The following is an 18,749-nucleotide window of genomic DNA, read 5'->3' on the forward strand; positions in this document are numbered from 1 at the left end:
ACACCGCCTTGAGGTACAGCACAGCGCCGTTCCCGTCCGGCGGGTCGGACAGGTCCGGCACACGGGCACAGACGATCACCGAGACGTCACCGACCAGCACCGCGACGCAGGTCTGCTGCTCGATGGTCGGCTCCGCCCCGATGCGCCCGGAGGGTCGGCCACCTCCCGAGCGGCCGTTGCCGACATCCGACGCACGGCGGGTAATTCATTTCCCGCCGAACGCCGGGATCACGTGCGACGACCGGCTGAACCTGCCCCGGAGCTGTGACTCATTCGGCCCTTGTGGGAGGTGCGGCGCCGAACCAACAATCAATCACGGTTCGGCCGGACCGCTATTCGACGGTGCGCAACAGGTCGAGCCGGAACGCTCGGCCTTTCCTCTTCCTGCGCCAGGTCTGCCATTCGGCGGATCGGACACTTCCCGGAAGGACGATCATGTCACGAAGATCCACCGCCCTGTTCCGCCTGGTGGTGCCGGCGGTGCTCGCCGCAGGCGTCATGGTGCCGCTCTCCGGGGGTGTCGCCTCCGCCGCGGAGCCGATCTGCCTGAGCGGCAACCTCAACTTCGACTACCAGTCCGCCGAGGAGGGCACCGCCAAGCCGATCCGGACCAGGGCCGCGCGCAACGTCTCGGTCGAGCTCTGGGGCCGGGAGAAGTCGACCGACACCGACCAGAAGCTGAACACCGACACCCGGCTGACCGGTGCGGCCGACGGCTCGTTCAACCTCTGCCACACCCCGGTCACCACCACCGCGATGGACCGCCTGTTCGTGCGCTTCGCCACCCGCAACAACCAGGTGTGGCGGGTCGCCAACGCCGCCGGCACGGTCTACACCTACGACACGCCGGTGCAGTCGAACGTGTCGGCGAGCATCGCCCTCGGCGTGGTCAAACCGGCCGCCGCGGCCCGCGCCTGGCACGCCTTCGACACCGTCAACCTGCTCTGGTCGCGCCGGGCCAACTCGACCACCCCGTGCTGGACGACCGCCGAGGCGAACGCCGCGACCTGCACCACGCTGACGCTGCGCTGGCACTCCGGGTCCGTCGACGGCACGTACTACGACCTGGCGAACACGATCCACCTGGCTGACGCCGACCCGGACTCCGAGCACACCGTGCTGCACGAGGCCGGTCACTTCTTCCAGCACCGGCTGTACAACAGCACGTTCCCGAACGTCACCAACTGCAACCCGCACTTCATCGAGAAGGCGTCGTCCGCCACCTGCGCCTGGACCGAGGGCTTCGCGGACGCGGTGGCGGCCTACCTGCTGGGCGACAAGCGCTACGTGTTCCCGAGCGGTACTTCCTACCCGTTCATCCACGCCGCGGGCTGGGAGACCGGCGACCACGTGCAGGGCAACGTGGCCGGCTCGCTGCTCGGACTGTGGAACCAGGTGGACGGCAGCTGGGACCGCACCATCAAGACCCTGGCCTCGAACACGCCCGCGACCTTCGCCGACTGGTTCAAGAACGTCCGCCCGACGGCCGTGCCGCCGCTGTCCACAACCGGCGCCGCGCTGACCGCACTGGAGTCCTACGCCGTCAACTATGGCCCCACGGTGGTCGGTGACAACGCCTACCACGCGCTCAGCAACGGCGGTGGCGTCGCGCTGCAGCGCGGCGGGACGTGCAGCGTCACCATCCAGACGGTGGCCGAGTTCGCCGCGCTGGACACCTCCCGGGCGTCGCAGCGCTGGAAGTTCACCTCCAACGGCGACGGCACCGTGCGCGTCTACGACAGCTGCCTGGTCCCGCTCTACCTGACCGCACCGACCACTGCCGGCGGCCAGGTGTCCCTGCAGGCCGTCAACCTCGGCGCCCCCAACCAGCGCTGGCAGGTCACGCAGAACAGCGTCGGCACGTACACCCTGATCAACCCGGCCACCGGCTACGCCCTGGACGGCAACGCGGTCGCGGGCCAGGCGGTCACCGCCAACACCGCATCCGCCACCTCGACCAGCCAGAAGTGGGCGTCGGTCTTCTCGATCTCCTGACACCGGCCGGCCGAGCTCCATGACGTTCCACGATCCGCAGGCCCAGGGTTCGAAACCCCGGCAACCGACGCGGCCGAGGACCGGCCCGAACACCGTTTGGGCCGGTCCTCGGGCCACGGCGGTCGGCCGGAGAACCAGGAACCGGCCGCCCTGCTCGGACAGCTCGCCGAGCCGTCGCCCGAGCCCCGGCTGGTGGCAGCCTCGCGGCGGCCTCGCCCTTGCCGGACGCCCTGTCGCGCCGGGCGCGGGTCACCGGGCGGCCCGAGCCCACCACTCCGCACGGGAACCGCAGGTCAGGCGCGACGCCGGTAAGCCTGCACGGCCAGCGGCGCGAACACGGCGACGAACAGCGCCGACCAGCCCACCGTCCACGCCACCGGACCGGCCACCGGGCCACCCACCATCAGCCCGCGGGCCGCGTCCATCACGTGCGTCACCGGGTTGATCCCGACCCACGACCGCAACCACCCCGGCAACGTCTCGGCCGGCGCGATCATGCTCGTGCCGAACGTCAGCGGGAACATCACCAGGAACCCGATGCCCTGCACCGAACCCGATGTCCGCACCAGCATCCCCACCAGCACGAACGCCCAGCTCACCGAGAACGCGAACAGGATCGCCAGCAGGCACGCCGCCACCGCGGGCAGCACCCCGGTCTCCACCCGGAACCCCATCAGCGTGCCGAACGCCAGCAGCGACACCACCGCCACCACGTACCGGATCAGGTCGCCGAGCACCGATCCGATCAACGGCGCGGACCGGCCGATCGGCAGGCTACGGAACCGGTCGAACACCCCCTTGCCGATGTCGGTGTTCAGGTTCACCCCGGTCGCCATCCCACCGAACATGGTCGTCTGCACCATGATCGCGGGCAGCAGCAGCTGCAGGTACTCGTGCGTCGACCCGGACACCGCGCCGCCCAGCAGGTACACGAAGAGCACCACGAAGATCACCGGCTGCAACGTCACGTCCAGCAGCTGCTCCGGCGACCGCATCGTCTTGATCAGACTGCGCCGCGCCAACGCCGCGCTGTGCCGCACGAGGGCGAACGGCCGCCGCGCCTCCGCCCGACGAGCCACCACCGGTGAAGTCGTCACCGTCGTCATGCCGCCACCTCCGTGTGCTTGCCGGTCAATGTGAAGAACACCTCGTCCAGGCTCGGCAGCCGCAACGACAGCTCCGTCACCGAGATCCGCCGCTGGTCCAGCCGCCGCACGACCTCCGTGAACGCCGCGTCACCGTCCACCGGCACGGTCACCACACCCCGCGCGGTCGACTCCGGCTGGTGCCCGGACACCTCGGCGAGCACCGCGGCGGCGTCCGCCAGCCGGGCCGGGTCCGCGGGCCGCACCAGCACGGTCTGCCCGCCGACGACCCGCTTGAGCGACGCGGGCGTGCCGTGCGCGATCACCCGTCCGTGGTCGATGACCGAGATCTCGTCGGCCAACGCGTCCGCCTCCTCCAGGTACTGGGTGGTCAGCAGCACGGTCGCGCCATCGGCCACGAGCGTGCGCACCACGTTCCAGATGTCGTCCCGCTTGGCCGGGTCGAGCCCCGTGGTCGGCTCGTCCAGGTAGATCACGTCGGGTCGGCCGACCAGGCTCGCGGCCAGGTCCAGCCGCCGCCGCATGCCGCCCGAGTAGGTCTTGACCTGCCGCCCGCCCGCCTCGACGAGCTCGAAGTCGCGCAGCAGCTCGGCGGCCCGCGCCTTGGCCTGCGAGGTGCGCAGGTTGAGCAGCTGCCCGATCAGCACGAGGTTCTGCACGCCGGTCAGGTCTTCGTCCACCGAGGCGTACTGCCCGGTCAACCCGATCAGCCGACGCACCCGCGCCGCGTCCGACACCACGTCCAGCCCGCCCACGGCGGCACGTCCGCCGTCCGGCCGCAGCAGCGTGGCCAGGATCCGCACGGCGGTCGTCTTGCCCGCGCCGTTCGGCCCGAGCACCCCCAGCACGGTCCCCGGACGCGCGGCGAGGTCGACGCCGGCCAGCGCGGTCGTCTTGCCGTACCGCTTGACCAGGCCTTCCGCCTCGAATGCGTACTCCATGTCCGTTCCCTTCCCCGTTGTCCGGGGACGACAGTCCGGGATGGACATGTCATCGGGCGTGCAGACGCGTGTCACGACCCGTGTCGAACCCGTGTCGACCGCCGTGTCAAGCCCCTCCCGGTGACATCGCAGGACCGTTCACAGACGTTCGCAGGCGTTCCGAGGCGTTCCGCCTCCGTCCACCAGCACCGACAGGACCGGTCAGCGTTCCGTTTCCCGAAGCGGAACGCGCTCGTTCGGTTCTGCGCACGCCGTCGCTGAGTCATCCTGTGCCCCTCGAAAACCCCCGGTCAGCGGTGCCCCGTTCCGGGGACGGACCTTGTCCGACGCGTCCGCCGCTGCTGACCTGTCCCGAGCCCGATCTCCACCGCAGGAGGATTTCTCGATGACCGTTGCCCACGACGATCCCCACGTCGCGCGGCTCTTCGAACACATGGCACGGCTCGTCGGCGACGGCGTCGGCGACCCGCTCGACCTCCACGAGCAGCTCGTCGAGCTGGCCATGGCGAACTCACCGGACGTCGCCCGGTACTGGAAGCAGGTCGGCGAGGGCGTCGGCGTTCCGGACACCGCCTACAAGGACGGAGGTCCGCACCTGTTCCCGGACGCGCCCGCGGTCAGGGTGTTCCGCACCAGCGGAACGACCGGGAGCACCCGCGGCACCGTCCGCTACTCCCGGCTCGGGCTGGAGCTGAAGGGGCTCGCCGTCGAGGCCAACGCCCGGCGGCACCTGCGGCCGGACGGCGGCGTGCGGCCCGTGGTCCTCGCGTTCGCGCCGTCGGAGCAAGCCGCGCCGGAGATGGCAATCGCGTTCGACATGGCCCGCATCGCCAAGTCGTGCGGCGACCCCGCGCTCAGCACCGCCGTCGTCGGTGCCGACGGGGTGGACTTCGACCTGCTGGCACGGCGACTGGACGCGGCCGTGGCCGAAGGGCTGCCGGTCGTGCTCGTCGGCGCCACCTTCGCGTTCGTCAACATCTGCGACGCGCTGGAGGAACGGGGCCAGAGCTGGGAACTGCCGCCCGGCTCCCGGATGTACGACGGCGGCGGGTTCAAGGGCCGCTCACGGGTCATGCGCGTGGACGACCTGCGCGCCGCCGTGCGCCGGGTCTTCGGCATCGAGCGCCACGGCAACATCTTCGGCATGACCGAGCTGGCCAACATGCTCTACGACGCCTCCGACACCCCGGTCGGCCCGCTCGGCGAACGCCCCAAGGGCAACCACCCGGCGGGCGGTCCGAAGGTCCGCGACCCCCGCACGCGCGAGCACCTCGCGGAGGGCCGCGGCCTGCTGGAGATCACCGACCTGTCCCTGCTGGACCGGCCGCACGTGCTGCTCACCGGCGACCTCGGCATCGCGGGGCCGGAGGGCGTGGCGATCGCGGGCCGGATCGCGGGCAGCAGCCGCGGGTGCTCGCTGACCCTGGACGAGATGACGGGAGGCGCGGCATGAGCGTCTCGTGGACGCCCGGGTGGCTGACGCCCGGCGGCGTGCCGTTCACCCTCAAGTCCGGCCCGCACGAGTGGCGCGGCGTGCGACCCGCCGACTGGGCCGCGGTCGGCGACGGGCTCCGGACCGCGCAGGAGGACCTGCGGCGGCTGCCCGTGCGGCGGATCGTCGAGGCCGTCGACGCGGTCGTCGACCTGTGGGCGAAGCGCGACTTCACTGCCCGCCGCGCCGCCGTCCGCGACGCCGCGCTGGTCACCGGCATGTCGGAGGAGACGATCGACCGCGCGCTGGACGCCGAGCTGAGCACCTTGCGCGCCGAGTCGCTGCTGGCCGCGCTCACCCGGGAGCTCGGCGACCCGGAGGTGCTCGACGGCTTCCGGGGCGGCACCACGGCGATCGGGCCGCGCACCGTGCTGGCGGTGTTCTCCGGCAACGTGCCGGGCCTGCCCGCGCGGTCGCTGGTGCGCGCCCTGCTGGTGAAGGCGTCGGTGATCGCGAAGATCCCGGCCAAGGAGCCGCACTTCACCGCCGCGTTCCTGCGCACGCTGCACGACGTGGAGCCGGTGCTGGCCGACGCGGTCGTGGCCACCTACTGGGACCGCGACGACGAGGCCGCGCTGGAGGCGGCGCTCGGCCAGGCCGACGCCGTGATCGCCTACGGCGGCGACCAGGCGTGCGCGGCGATCCGGGCCAAGGTCGGGCCCCACCAGCTCTACGAGGAGCACGGGCACAAGCTGTCGTTCGGCATCGTGAGCGCCGAGTACGCGGCCCGGCTCGGCGCCGCCGAGGTGGCGCGCCGGATCGCCGCCGACTGCAGCGACTTCGACCAGCACGCGTGCCTCTCCCCGCAGGTCTACCTGGTGCAGCGGGAGCACGCCCGCGAGATCGCCGAGCACCTGGCCGCCGCGATGCGGCGGGAGGCGCGCGACCGCCCACCCGGGACGATCGACGCGCAGGACGCCACCGTGCTGCAACACCGCAGGCTCGTCGCCGAGTGGCGTGCGGCCACTTCGGACGACAGCGAGGTGTGGTCGCCCGACGGTCTGGAGTGGACGGTCGTGCTGGACGACGTGCTGATGCCGCTCAGCGGCGCGGGCAACCGGGTCGCGCGGATCGTGTCCGTGCCGGACGTGGCCGCGGCGGTCGACGCGATGCGGCCGTTCGCCGAGCACCTGCAGAACGTCGGCCTCGGCGCGTTCGGCGACGAGTTCCGGCGGACCGCGCGCGAACTCGCCGTGCTCGGCGCGAGCCGGGTGTCCGCGCCCGGCGAGATGACCAAGCCGTCCATGGTGTGGCGGCACGACGGGCAGCCACGCATCGCCGGCCTCGTGCGCTGGTGCGACGTCGAGCTCCACCCGGAGCTCGAGAGACCTCAACCCCACCTGGGGTGACGAATCCGCCGTGACCCGCCCGCGGGTGGGTCACGGCCACCCTCTTGGAGGATCGGCAATGTCCGTGACGGTCAGCGGCGCGCCCGGCGCGCTGGGGGACAGAGACCTCCGCCGGTTGGCGGAAACCGTGGCCTTCGCGCGGGACCGGAGCACCGGGGACGCGTTGGCCGCCGTGCTGGGCGGTGAGCCGCCCGCGACGGTCCTGCGCCACCTGGAGTTCGCGCACGCCGCGGTGCTCGTCGCCGTGGCGGAGCCGGCGGACGTGGTCGGGGCGCTGGCCGAACTCGGCGTGGACGCGCGGGAACCGTGCCCGAGCGTGGTGGTGCGCGACCGCCTGCGCGTCCGGACGGGACGGGAGTTCGACCCGCTGATCGTGCGCGGCGCCGTCGCCGGCAGCACGCGTGAAGTGGAGCTGTTCGTGGTGCCCGGCGGAGCGGTGCTGTCCGAGGCCGACCGGGAGGCCGAGTCGCACGTGGCGTTCCGCGTGACCGGCGACGACGACGTGCTGCTGCGCGGGGTGTGCGAGACGTTGCAGGACGCGGGCCTCACCGCGGACGGCGGCGGTTACAACGACCACGAGCACGCGACGATGCTGTACTTCCGCGGCCCGACCTCGGCGCGGCTGGAGCTGAAGGTCCCCGGCCGGCGCACGGCGCTGCTGGAGCGCCACGTCGGGCGGCCCGACCAGCCGCGGCGGTCGATGCTCGACCTCATGACCGGCGCGTGGCGCACCCGCGCGGTGGCCGCGGTCGCCGAGCTCGGGATCGCCGACCTGCTCGCCGGCGGCCCGCTCGGCACCGCCGAACTGGCCGCGCGCACCGGCTGCCGCGCGGACAAGCTCCGCCGCGTGCTCGCCTTCCTCGCCGCGCTCGGCGTGTTCCGCCGTGACGGGGAGCAGTGGTCGTTGACCGAGGTCGGCACGATGCTGCGCGCCGACGCGCCCGGGTCGCAACGGGACCTGGCGCGCATCTACGGCGGCCTGTTCTACCGGTCGTTCAGCGGGCTGGAGCACGCCGTCCGCACCGGTGAGAGCGGGTTCAGCCACGTGTACGGGGCGGAGCTGTTCGAGCACTTCGCGGCCCACCCGGCGGACGCGCGGCTGTTCGAGGGCGCGATGGCGGCGGGCACGAGCTTCCTGGAACTGGTGCCCGGCCTGCTGGACCTGCCCGCCACCGGCACGGTCGTCGACGTGGCGGGTGGCGACGGCAGGCTGCTCGACCTGGTGCTGACCGCCGCGCCCGGCCTGCGCGGCGTGCTGTTCGACCGGCCGCACGTGGTCGGCGCCGCGGCCGACGTGCTGGCGGGCCACGGCGCGCGGGCGTCGGTCGTCGCGGGCGACTTCTTCCGCGACCCGGTGCCGCCGGGCGGCGACCTCTACCTGCTGTCCCGGATCCTGCACGACTGGGACGACGAGCGGTGCTCGACGGTCCTGCGCAACGTGCGCGCGGCGATGGCGGAGGGCGCGACCCTGGCCGTGGTGGAGCGGCCGATCCAGGACGACCCGCGCACGCTGCTGCCGCTGGCGTTCAACGTGCACATGATGGTCAACACCGTGCAGGGCGGCGAGCGGACCACCGAGGAGCACCGGAGGCTGTTGGCGGCCAACGGCTTCGCGTTGGAGGACATCCGCGAACTGCCGCTGGACATGGCCGTGCTGGTCGCGCGCGCCATCGTGTGAGCGCTCTCACCGGTCCGCATGCTGGAAATCGGCTTCCTCGTCGCCCACCCCGGCGACGAGGATCGCCGGTGTGCCCGCGCTGAGCGAAACCCCTGTCCAACCCCGGTCCCGACCCTTCGTGCCGCTGATGTCGGTGAGCCTGCTGACCGGTGTCGGGTACGCGCTGGCGGGCCCGTTCCTGTCGCTGTTCCTGATCAAGGAGGTCCAGGCGGGCCCGGTCGCGGTCGGGGCGTTCCTGCTGGTCGCCTCACTGGTGTCGATGGTGGTGAGCACGCTGCTCGGGCGGTTGTCCGACGCGCGGGCGATCCGCCGCACGTTGCTGGTGGTGGCCGGGGTGTCGGGCGGGCTGGCGTGGGTGCTGTTCGCCGTGCTGCGGGAGTACTGGTTGCTGCTCGTCGTCGCGGTCACGGTGTGGGCGCTCGCGTCCGCGCAGATTCCGCAGATGTACGCCTACGCCCGGCAGTTGCTCGAACGCAGCGGCTCGACGAAGGCGCCGTTGGTGATGAGCGGCCTGCGCACGACCATGTCGATCGCGTGGGTCGGCGGTCCGCCGCTGGGCGCGCTGGTGCTCGCCGGCGGCGGGTTCACCGGGCTGTTCGCGGTCAGCGCCGCGGTGTACGTGGTGGCCGTCGTCGTGATCCTGGTGTGGCTGCCGGAGCTGGGGCCGTCCGCGCCGCCGTCGCACGAGGTGGCACAGCAGTCCGGGCTGCGGCGGGAGGTGGTGCTCGCGGCGGCGGCGTTCGTGCTGCTGCAGTGCGCGACATCGCTCGGGGTGACGGCGATGCCGCTGTTCGTGACCGAGAGTTTGGGCGGGACGACCCGTGACGCGGGCCTGGTTCTCGGGCTGTGCGCGGCCCTGGAGATCCCGCTGATGCTCGGCTTCGGCGCGTTGGCGGTGCGGCACAACCTCCGGGTTCTCGTGCTGGCGGGCGGCGCGGTCGCGCTGGTCTACTACACGATCATGCTCCTCACCGAGGCGACCTGGCAGGTCATGGCGGCGCAGGTGCTGCACGCCGTGGTCATCTCGGCGGTGATGGGCCTCGGCATCTCCTACTTCCAGGACCTCGCGCCCGACCGGCCCGGGTACGCCAGCACGCTGTTCACCAACACCTACAAGACCAGCGCGATGCTCGTCGGGCCGTTGCTCGGCCTCGCGCAGCACCTCGGCTACCGCACCGCCTACGGCATGGGGCTGGCGATGTCGGTGCTGGGGTTGGCGTTGCTGCTCGCCGCACGTCCCAAGTCGGCGATACTGACCGCGTGATCGACGAGCTGCTGCGGCGCCAGGAGGACCTGCAAGCGGAGGCGGACGCCGTGGTGGCCGACCTCGGGCTGCACGTGCTGCTGTCGGCGCTGGGTGAGCCGGTCCGGACGGGCAGCTCGGCGTTGGGCCTGATGGTGGTGCCCGACATCGACATCACGGTGGTGTGCCCGGCGCTGGACCGCGACGCCGTCGTGGACGTCGCCGCCCGGCTCGCGCGGCACGAGCGGGTGCGCGTGGTGCAGTTCCGCAGGGACGACGGCCACTGGAACACCGAGCCGGACGCCTACCCGGACGGGCTGTACCTGGGCCTGAAGTACCGGGCAGGGAAGGACCGGCACGGCGCCGGGTCCGAGTGGAACGCCGACATCTGGTTCGTGGACGAACCCGAGCGCCAGCCCGACCTCGGGCACGTGCGCACGCTGCCCGACCGGATCACGCCGGAGACCCGGGCGGCGATCCTGCTGATCAAGCACTCGCGCCCCGACTACCGCAGCTTCGACGTCTACCGGTCGGTGCTGGACGACGGCGTGCGGACACCCGAGGACTACGACCGGTGGCGGGTCACGCACGGTCAGTGAACCGACCGTTTGGTTTGCGCTCTTCGAGCGGTTCTCCGCGAAATTCGGGTCTCGTGCCCCTCGGCGTTGCTAAACCTTCCTCAGGGGGAGGAGGTCACGTGCCAAAGGGTTTCTACACCGACGACCGCGGCCGGGTCCGGCCGGTCGCCGGCGGGGGCGGGCGGAGCAGGTCGGTGCTGCTGGCCGGCTTGATCGCGCTCAGCGCGGTCGGGTACGGAGGAGCGGTCGGCCTCAGCGCGGGCGGCTCCGGTGGCGGCGGCGGTCCGGGGCTGAGCGTGGAGGCGCGCAAGGCCGAGGGCGGCGACCTCGCGCGGCGGGGTGACGCCGACGGCGCGTGGCGCCGGATGGGGCTGCACGGGCTCAAGCGGACGGAGAAGCAGCAGGCCGCGTGCGTGGACGCGGCGTTCGGCGCGGTGCGGGAGTTCCTCCGCGAGACCGGGTGCACGTCGATGGACCGGGTGCTGTTCACCGTGGGGGACGACGCGGGCAACTCGGCGGTGATCGCGGTGGCCTGGGTCGTGTTCGACTCGCGCGGCGACGCGCGGGAGTTCCAAGAGATCATGGACGCGCCCGGGACCGGTGACGTGAAGGCGCTGGGTACCGCCCAGGTCGGTCTCGTGGACGTGGCGTTCACCGGCGCCAACTACGGCTCGGACCGGGACCGGTCCACGGTCACCGTCGCCGAGGCCGAGATCGCGACCGGCTACGTCACGCCGGAGGTGCTGGACGCGTTGGCGGAGGTGGCGGCGCAGCTGCCCCGGTGAACACCGGATCGCCGAACGACGCCCGGCGGGCGGCCCGGCGCAACGTGCGCAGCAGCACCGGGCCGGTCACGAGGACCAGGATCGTGGTGGTGACCGCGCGGCCGACGTCCCAGCCGAAGGACGTGGCCAGGCTGAACGCCACCACGCGCACCAGGTTGTCGAGGATCGGCGCGCCCGGCTGGAAGGACAGCGAGGTGCTGCCCGCGCTCAGCGCGAAGGGCCAGAACGACAGGTTCAGCAGCAGCCCGTAGACCAGGGACGCGAGGGCGCTGTACGCGGCGAGCAGCACCAGTTCGACCTTGCCGCGCGCCGACGGCAGCAGACCCGCGCCCAACGCCACCCAGGCCGCGCCGAGCATCTGGTACGGCAACCACGGCCCGACACCGCCCGTGAGCAGGGCGGACGCGAACAGCATGGTGTTGCCGAGCACGAACCCGAACCCGGGCCCGAACACCCGGCCGCCGAGGACGAGCAGGAAGAACACCGTCTCGATCCCCGCCGTGCCCGCGCCGAGGGGGCGGATCGCCGCGCCCAACGCCGACAGCACGCCCAGCATCGCCACGGCTTTGGCGTCCAGCCCGCCTTCGCTGATCTCGGCCAGCACGACGGCGAGCACGAGCGGCAGGAGCAGAGCGAACGTCCACGGCGCGGTCGCGCCCTGCGCGATGCCGGCGTCCGCGGAGACCAGCAACGGCCAGCCGAAGGCGACCACGCTGATCGCCGCCGCCACGGCCAGGGCGAGGGTGGCGCGGGGCCGGATCCGGACCGACCTGTTCATCGCGTCACCTCGCCGGCAGTTGTCCACAGGGCGAGCACGACGGGCCGGGAGCGTCGGTCCCTTGTGGCAGGATCAAGAACAGGGGTCCCCCTGGCGGGTACCTCTGCGCAGCCCGTCCCGGCTGGGATCTGCGCGTGGCCCGTGCCAGCCGGGAGTTGCGCGCGGCCGGGGTTCACCGGGCCGCCAAAGCCGCGCGGACGTCCGCCACCGTCAGCCACGGCGCCGGCGCGAGCACCTTCGCCACCTGCGGCGAGAAGACCGGTGACGCGGTGACCACCTCGGCGGTCGGTCCGTCGGCCACCACCTCGCCCTCGGCCAGCACCACGACCCGGCTCGCGTACTCCGCCACGAACTCCACGTCGTGCGTCGCCAGCACGATCGCGTGCCCGTCGTCGGCGAGAGCGCGCAACGCCGCCGCGAGCCGCGTCTTGGCCGGGTAGTCCAAGCCCCGCGTCGGCTCGTCCAGCAGGATCGCCCGCGGCGACGGGGTGAGCGCCACGGCCAGCACCAGCGCGAGCCGCTGCCCCTCCGACAGGTCACGCGGGTGCCGGTCGTCCGGGATGCCCGGCGCGAGCCGGTCCAGGAACTCGCGGCACGTGCCCTCGGCCTTGTCCGACTCGCGGTCCGCCTGCGCGCACTCGCCGCCGACGGTGTGCAGGTACAGCAGGTCACCGGGCTGCTGCGGCACCAGACCGATGGCCTTGCGCCGCGGGCCGGGCTTGAGCGTCGCCGGGTCGACGCCGTCCACCGCGACCTCGCCGCCGGACCGCTTGCCCGTGCCCTGCACCGCCCACAGCAGGCTCGACTTCCCCGACCCGTTGCGACCCATCACGGCCACCCGCTCACCCGCGCCGACGCTCAACGACACCCCACGCAGAGCGTCCACACCGGAGTACCGCACCCGCAGGTCACGCGCGTGCACCAACTCCGCCGGCCGCGCCGGTGTCGCCACCGGCGGCTCGGGCAGACGGTCCCGCAGCGGAGCGGCCAACCGCCGCGCGTCGCGGATCGACACCGGCACCGGCTCCCACCCGGCCAGCTGACCCAACCGCACCACGGGCGGCGCGACCGGGGCGTCCGCCAGCACCGGGCCGGGTTCGCCCGCGACCGGCGGCAGACCACCGCCGGGCAGCCACACCACGCGGTCGGCGTACTGCGCGACCCGTTCCAGCCGGTGCTCGGCGATCAGCACGGTCATGCCCAGGTCGTGCACGAGCCGGTGCAGCGCGGCCAGCACGTCCTCCGCCGCACCGGGGTCCAGCGCCGAGGTCGGCTCGTCCAGCACCAACACGCGCGGGTGCGCGGTCAGGGCCGCGCCGACGGCCACGCGTTGCTGCTGCCCGCCCGACAACGTCGCCAGCGGCCGGTGCCGCAGGTCCGCGAGGCCGAGCAGGTCCAACGTCTCCTCGACCCGCTTGCGCATCACCGGCTGCGCCAGCGCCAGCGACTCCATCGAGTACGCCAGCTCCTCCTCGACCGAATCGGTGACGAACCCGGCCTGCGGGTCCTGCGCCACCATGCCCACCACGTCGGCCAGCTCGCGCGGCGGGTGAGTGCGGGTGTCGCGTCCGGCCACGAGCACCCGGCCGGTGAGCGTGCCGCCGGTGAAGTGCGGCACCAGGCCGTTGACCGCGCGCAACAGCGTCGACTTGCCCGACCCCGTCCGCCCGACCACCAGGCACAACTCGCCTTCCGGCACGTGCAGGTCCACCGCGGCCAACGCGGGCGCGTCGGCGTCGCGGTAGGTGACGGAGACGTTCTCGAACCGGATCACGTGTTCACCCTGTTCCTGGCGCCTGCGTTCCTGGCGATGACGACGGGCGCGAGCGCGCACAGCAGACCGACCGCGGGCAGCAGCGGCAGTTCCGGCACGGTCAGCGGCACGGTGCTCGGCGTCAACGCGCCGCCGCCCAGGTCCTGCGGCGCGAGGAACGTCGCCAGCGCCGCGACCAGCCCCGACCCGATGATCACCAGCTCGCGCGGGCCCCACCGGTCCGGCCGGTACCGGCTGCGCCGCACCCGTCGCGACCCCGTCCACAAACCCGTGACGGCCAGCGCCGAGCCCACCACCAGCATCGGCGTGCCGACCACGCCCGGCGCGCTGCCGCCGAGCAGCCCGTACGCGCCGAAGCACAGCCCCAGCAACCCGCCGAGCACCAGCACACCGGTCACCACCCTGGTCCGCTTCGGCAGCCCCGCCGTCCGGCCGTACCCGCGCGAGTCCATCGCCGCGGCCAGCACCAGCGACCGCTCGAACGCGTCCTCCAACACCGGCACCATCAAGACCCGCATCGCCTTCACGCCGCGCACCACGTCCCCCCGCAGCGCCCGCGCCCGCCGCACCGACCGCGCGCTGGCCACCAACTGCGGCGCGACCGTCAACGCCACCACCACCGCGACGCTCACCTCGTACAACGCGGCCGGCAACGACCGCAGCAGCCGCTTCGCGTTGGCCAACGCGTTCGCCGCGCCGACGCAGCACAGCAACGTCGCCAGCTGAAGCCCTTGGTACAACGCGAAAGCGAGCCCTTCGGCGCTGACCGGGCCGCCCAGCCGGATGCCCTTCGTCCACTCCGGCAACGGGATTTCCGGCAACGTCACCAGCACCGTCGGCCCGCTCACGCCACCCAGCAACACGTGCAGCACCACCCGGATGGCGAGCACCACCAACGCGAACTTGAGGAACACCCCGTACGCGCCGGCCCACGGGGTGTCCTCGCGGCAGGACACGGCCACGTACCCCGCGACGGCGATCACCAGCGCCAACAACACCGGGTTGGTGGCGCGGCCGGCCACGGCGGCGAGGCACAACGCCCACAGCCACCACGCGCCGGGGTGCAGGCTCACTCCGTCGCCTTGGCGCGCCGGCGCGCGGTCCACAGACCGAGACCGGCCAACGCGGCGATCACCACGATCCCGACGACCAAGCCCACCGTGCCGCCGGACGACGTGCCCGCCGTCGGCTCCACGGCGACCGACGTCGAGCCCGTCGGCGCGGCGGAACCCGACGTCGTGCTGCCGGACGTGGTCGCCGCCGACGACGAGGGCGGTGCGGTAGTCGTCCCGGCGGTGGTCGACGCGGACGTCGTCTCGGGCTGCTGGGTGGCCTGCTGGGTCGGCTGACCCGGTTGTGGTGCTGGTTGTCCGGGTTGGACGGGTTGGACGGGTTGCGTGGGCTGACCGGGCGCCGGTTGCCGCGGCGCGGGCTGCGTGGGTTTCGGCGCGGGCGCGGGCGGCGCGATGCCCGGCGGTTCACCCGCGCCGAACGACCAGCCCTCGACGCTTCCCGGAGGGGGGTCGTACGCGCCGGCGCTGGTGTTGCCGTAAACCCACGAACCGCCGGGTTGGCCGTGCCAGTAACCCCAGTACGCGGTGGTCGGGGACGTGTTCACGCACGGGTCGCTGCTCGGCTTGCCGTTGATCCGGCACACGAAACCGGGCTGCCGGGACGCGAACGTGTAGCCGAACCCGGCGGCGGTCAGCGCGGCCGTCCCCGTGGCGGGATCACCCGGAGCGCACCCCGTCTGCACGCCGCCGCCCAGGGAGCGGAAGTCGACGACCACCGTGACGCCCGAGCACTCGGCCGCCTGGGCGGTCGGCGGGGCGGACGCCAGGACGAGCCCGACGGCGGCCAGCGCCGTCAGGCCACGCCGCAACCGGCCGGTCATCGCGTCACGAACGCGGTCGGCGTGCCGCGATCACGTGCCGTCACTTCCGTGCCTCCGCGTACCGCCGACGCGCCAGGACGACCGCGAGCACGCCACCCACCATCAGCAACGCGCCGATCCACAGCATCGGACCGACCTCCACGCCCGTGCGGGCGAGGTTGCCGCGGTTGCCCGCCACGGCCACCACGGCGGTCGTCGTCGTGCTGGTGGCAGTGGTGTCCGAGGTGGTGGTGGCGGCAGTGGTCGTCGTCGTGGTGTCCGAAGTGGACGTGGAGGTCGACGTCGGCGTAGTGGTGGTGACCTGGCAGTCGAGCACCGGCGCGGACGGCGTGCCGCCCCCCGCCGTCAGGTCCGCGAAGCTCACGCCCACCAGGCCGAGGACGCCCTGTGCGCTCGCGCGCAACGACGTGGCCTGCGTGAACCCCGTCTTGTCGAACGCGATCGCGCCCCGGCCCGCCTCGGCGGCCGTGCAGCCGACCTGCAACGACGTCAGGAACCCGGCCGCCAGGTTCGCGGCGGCCGTCCGACCGCCCGCGCGCAACGCCTGCGCGGCCAGCCCGGTGCTGTTGGCGTTGCCCTCGCCGGCCTGGCCCTCGTCGCGGAACCCGCCGCCGGGCTGCTGCACGCCGGTCAGCCAGTCGAGCGCCTCGCCCGCCTCGGCGGACTTGTCGACCGCCAGCAGCGCCTGCACGACCATCGCGGTGGCGTCCACGTGCGACTCACAGGCTTCGGCCTCCAGGACCAGCGGGAACCCGCCGTCCGGGCACTGCGTGCCGACGAGGTAGTCGACGGCGGCCTGCGGCGCACCCTCCCACCGGTCCAGCGCGAGCACCGCGAACGCCTGGGTGAAACCGTTGGAGTAGTCGCCCCACTGCGACTTGTCCTGGAACCGCCCGGACGGCGCCTGGAGCGCGGTGAGGCCGGCGATCAGGTCCTCGCCGCCGAACGCCGTCGGGTCCTGGCCGCGCACCCGGGCCGCCAACGCCAGCTTGGCGTGCGCGCCCGCGTACGACTCGGCCGGGTCGCCGCCGTGCAGGTAGCCGGCGATGATCGCGGGCTCGGCGAGCCAGGCGGCGGCCTTGTCCGAGCTCGCGGACGCCACGCCGGCCGCGGTGAACGCGAACACTGCGTCCAGCGTGAGGCCCTGGTCGGGGTAGGCGACGCCGTCGAAGACGTTCTCGAAGTGGTCGCCGTCGACGAGCTGCCGGGCGAGCCAGCCGGCGGCGGCGTCGCTCACGTCCGTCGTGGGCGCCACCCGCTCCTGGCTCTGGGCGGCGGGAGCCGACGCGAGCGCGGCGACCGCGGCGGTGAGGATGACGGCGGCGGTCCGTCTCAACGACATGTTCGGCCTTTCCGGGGGCAAGGCGTGGGCGGACCCCGGACAGCCGTGACCGACTTCCCCCGGGCTCCGACCCGTTGACCTCGACGGTGTCGGGAGCGTGGCACGCGCGACGGGCGTTCGGGCTCGTCCCCGGTGGGACCTACCGTTGCGGGTCAGCGCCGGATTTCGACCGGCTTCCCCCGTATCGCGCGCGATTGCCGATCGTCTGTCACGGACCTTGAAGTGTCAATCCGCCTCTAGCGCGATGCTGCTCACCCGTGCGTGCGGTTACCGTCGGGCGATCCAGTCTGGGGAAGAGGGGTGTTCGATGACGACTCTGGCGTCCGTGCGCGACGGCTTGGTGGCGTGGGTCGCACGGCGTTCGGCGACGCGGTGGGTGTTGGGCAAGATCGGATCGCGGGCGTTTTCGCTGCTCCCGGACCGTGCGCTGGTTCCGCTGAAGCGGGACGGGGTGGTGCCGGTGCCCGAGTTGGAGCGGATGCGGGAGTCCGGCGCGGTGCACCGGATCCCGGTGCCGTTCGGCTTGCGGGTGTGGTTGGTCACCGGTCAGGACGAAGCGAAGAACGTGCTTTCCGACACAGGGGCGTTCAGCAACGACTACGCGCGGCTCGGCGCGGCGGTCGGTCGGCTGGAGCAGTCGCCCGGTGGGCTCGGCTTCGCCGACCCGCCCGACCACACCCGGCTGCGCAAGCTGCTCACGCCGGAGTTCACCATGCGCAGGCTGTCGCGGCTCGTGCCGCGCATCGACGCGATCGTCACCGAGCGGCTGGACGCCATGGAGGCCGCCGACGGGCCGGTGGACCTGGTGCAGGAGTTCGCGCTGCCGATCCCGTCGTTGACGATCTGCGAGCTGCTCGGCGTGCCCTATGAGGACCGCGACCGGTTCCAGGAGCTCGCGGCGGCGCGGTTCGACCTGTTCGGCGGCGCGGGGCAGGCGCTGGGCGCGATCTCGGAGTCGCTGTCGTACATGGAGGAGATCGTGCGTCGCGAGCGCCGGTCTCCGGGGGACGGCCTGATCGGCTCGATCATCCGGCAGCACGGCGACGACGTGAGCGACGTCGAGCTGGCGGGCTTGGCCGACGGTGTGCTGACCGGCGGGTTCGACACCACGGCGTCGATGCTCGCGCTGGGCGCGATCGTGCTGCTGAGGGACGACGCCGCGCGTGCGGCGATGCGTGATGACGACGCGGCGGCGGCGCCGTTGGTCGAGGAGTTGCTGCGGCACCTGAGCGTGGTGCAGGTGGCGTTCCCGCGGTTCGCGCGGCACGCGTTGCGGGTCGGTGACCAGCAGATCGAGGAAGGCGACGTGGTCGTGGTGTCGCTGTCGGCGGCGAACCGCGAGGACGCGTCGGAGTTCGACGCCGGCCGTTCGTCGTCGTCGCACCTGGCGTTCGGGTACGGCGCGCACCGGTGCGTCGGCGCGGAGTTGGCGCGGTTGGAGCTGCGCGCCGCCTACCCGGCCCTGCTGCGCCGCTTCCCGAACCTGCGCCTGGCCGATGAACGGCCGGCGTTCCGGGCCGCGTCGATCGTGCACGGTGTCGAGTCGCTGCTCGTCCACACCCGCTGACCTGAACGTTGAACTCGGGGGTCCTGAACGTAGGACACGCGCGTTCCGAACGTTCGACACGCGGGCGCTGGAGGTTCGACACGCGCGGTGTGAACGTAGGACTCTCGCGCGAGTCCTACGTTCGGCGCCCGCGTGTCGAACGTTCAGGTACCCCGAGTTCTACGTTCAGGTGGAAGCGACGTTGTAGCGCTGCTTAACGTGGCGTCATGATGTTTCACTTTTCTTGA

General features: G+C 72.8%; 15 protein-coding genes and 1 riboswitch. Of the genes, 8 read left to right on the top strand and 7 right to left on the bottom strand.

Annotated elements, in window-relative coordinates; translation table 11 throughout:
* Nucleotides 1-435 precede the first annotated feature (435 nt).
* Nucleotides 436-1,995 carry an RICIN domain-containing protein gene (locus tag LNK82_RS19840; RefSeq protein ID WP_230568505.1) on the top strand — a complete coding sequence of 520 codons (1,560 nt, stop codon included), beginning with the start codon at nt 436-438 and terminating at the stop codon, nt 1,993-1,995.
* Nucleotides 1,996-2,288: 293 nt separating this feature from the next.
* Here the strand turns inward: LNK82_RS19840 and LNK82_RS19845 are convergent, their stop codons facing one another.
* The gene (locus LNK82_RS19845; protein ID WP_230568506.1) at nt 2,289-3,101 is read right to left on the bottom strand and encodes an ABC transporter permease; all 813 of its coding nucleotides are present in this window, start codon (nt 3,099-3,101) and stop codon (nt 2,289-2,291) included.
* The gene (locus LNK82_RS19850; protein WP_230568507.1) at nt 3,098-4,042 is read right to left on the bottom strand and encodes an ATP-binding cassette domain-containing protein; all 945 of its coding nucleotides are present in this window, start codon (nt 4,040-4,042) and stop codon (nt 3,098-3,100) included. Before LNK82_RS19850 ends, LNK82_RS19845 begins: the two co-directional genes overlap by 4 nt.
* Before the next feature lie 385 nt (nt 4,043-4,427).
* On the opposite strand from LNK82_RS19850, the gene LNK82_RS19855 reads away from it, so the two are divergent.
* The 6 genes from LNK82_RS19855 to LNK82_RS19880 all read left to right on the top strand — a co-directional run bounded on the left by LNK82_RS19855 (nt 4,428) and on the right by LNK82_RS19880 (nt 11,167).
* A complete protein-coding gene (locus tag LNK82_RS19855; RefSeq protein ID WP_230568508.1) occupies nt 4,428-5,495 on the top strand; it encodes an acyl-CoA reductase in 1,068 nt (355 codons plus the stop codon).
* Nucleotides 5,492-6,883, top strand: coding sequence for an acyl-CoA reductase (locus LNK82_RS19860; protein WP_230568509.1), 1,392 nt, complete (start codon nt 5,492-5,494; stop codon nt 6,881-6,883). The genes LNK82_RS19855 and LNK82_RS19860 overlap by 4 nt, the downstream gene beginning before the upstream one ends.
* A gap of 58 nt (nt 6,884-6,941) precedes the next feature.
* A complete protein-coding gene (locus LNK82_RS19865; RefSeq protein WP_230568510.1) occupies nt 6,942-8,561 on the top strand; it encodes a methyltransferase in 1,620 nt (539 codons plus the stop codon).
* Nucleotides 8,562-8,688: 127 nt separating this feature from the next.
* Nucleotides 8,689-9,825 carry a sugar efflux transporter gene (locus LNK82_RS19870; RefSeq protein WP_230568511.1) on the top strand — a complete coding sequence of 379 codons (1,137 nt, stop codon included), beginning with the start codon at nt 8,689-8,691 and terminating at the stop codon, nt 9,823-9,825.
* The gene (locus LNK82_RS19875) at nt 9,822-10,403 is read left to right on the top strand and encodes a hypothetical protein (RefSeq protein ID WP_230568512.1); all 582 of its coding nucleotides are present in this window, start codon (nt 9,822-9,824) and stop codon (nt 10,401-10,403) included. Before LNK82_RS19870 ends, LNK82_RS19875 begins: the two co-directional genes overlap by 4 nt.
* Nucleotides 10,404-10,501: 98 nt before the next feature.
* On the top strand, nt 10,502-11,167 hold the full coding sequence (locus tag LNK82_RS19880) for a hypothetical protein (protein ID WP_230568513.1): 666 nt from the start codon (nt 10,502-10,504) through the stop codon (nt 11,165-11,167).
* On the opposite strand, the gene LNK82_RS19885 is transcribed toward LNK82_RS19880, so the two are convergent.
* The 5 genes from LNK82_RS19885 to LNK82_RS19905 all read right to left on the bottom strand — a co-directional run bounded on the left by LNK82_RS19885 (nt 11,112) and on the right by LNK82_RS19905 (nt 16,955).
* Nucleotides 11,112-11,945, bottom strand: a complete 834-nt coding sequence (locus LNK82_RS19885; protein ID WP_230568514.1) for an ECF transporter S component — start codon at nt 11,943-11,945, stop codon at nt 11,112-11,114. The two genes, LNK82_RS19880 and LNK82_RS19885, sit on opposite strands and share 56 nt — an antisense overlap.
* A 172-nt stretch (nt 11,946-12,117) precedes the next feature.
* A complete protein-coding gene (locus tag LNK82_RS19890; RefSeq protein ID WP_230568515.1) occupies nt 12,118-13,719 on the bottom strand; it encodes an ABC transporter ATP-binding protein in 1,602 nt (533 codons plus the stop codon).
* Nucleotides 13,716-14,792, bottom strand: coding sequence for a CbiQ family ECF transporter T component (locus LNK82_RS19895; RefSeq protein WP_230568516.1), 1,077 nt, complete (start codon nt 14,790-14,792; stop codon nt 13,716-13,718). The genes LNK82_RS19890 and LNK82_RS19895 overlap by 4 nt, the downstream gene beginning before the upstream one ends.
* Nucleotides 14,789-15,613, bottom strand: a complete 825-nt coding sequence (locus LNK82_RS19900; protein WP_230568556.1) for a hypothetical protein — start codon at nt 15,611-15,613, stop codon at nt 14,789-14,791. The genes LNK82_RS19895 and LNK82_RS19900 overlap by 4 nt, the downstream gene beginning before the upstream one ends.
* Nucleotides 15,614-15,653: 40 nt before the next feature.
* The gene (locus LNK82_RS19905) at nt 15,654-16,955 is read right to left on the bottom strand and encodes a prenyltransferase/squalene oxidase repeat-containing protein (RefSeq protein WP_230568517.1); all 1,302 of its coding nucleotides are present in this window, start codon (nt 16,953-16,955) and stop codon (nt 15,654-15,656) included.
* 91 nt (nt 16,956-17,046) lie between these two features.
* Nucleotides 17,047-17,159: riboswitch (cobalamin riboswitch) on the bottom strand.
* 103 nt (nt 17,160-17,262) lie between these two features.
* Here LNK82_RS19905 and LNK82_RS19910 point away from each other — a divergent pair.
* Entirely contained in the window at nt 17,263-18,522 is a 1,260-nt protein-coding gene (locus tag LNK82_RS19910) for a cytochrome P450 (protein WP_230568518.1), read from the top strand.
* Nucleotides 18,523-18,749: the final 227 nt, after the last annotated feature.

This window comes from Saccharothrix luteola (assembly GCF_020859565.1).
In the GTDB taxonomy this organism is placed as follows: Bacteria; Actinomycetota; Actinomycetes; order Mycobacteriales; family Pseudonocardiaceae; genus Actinosynnema; species Actinosynnema luteola.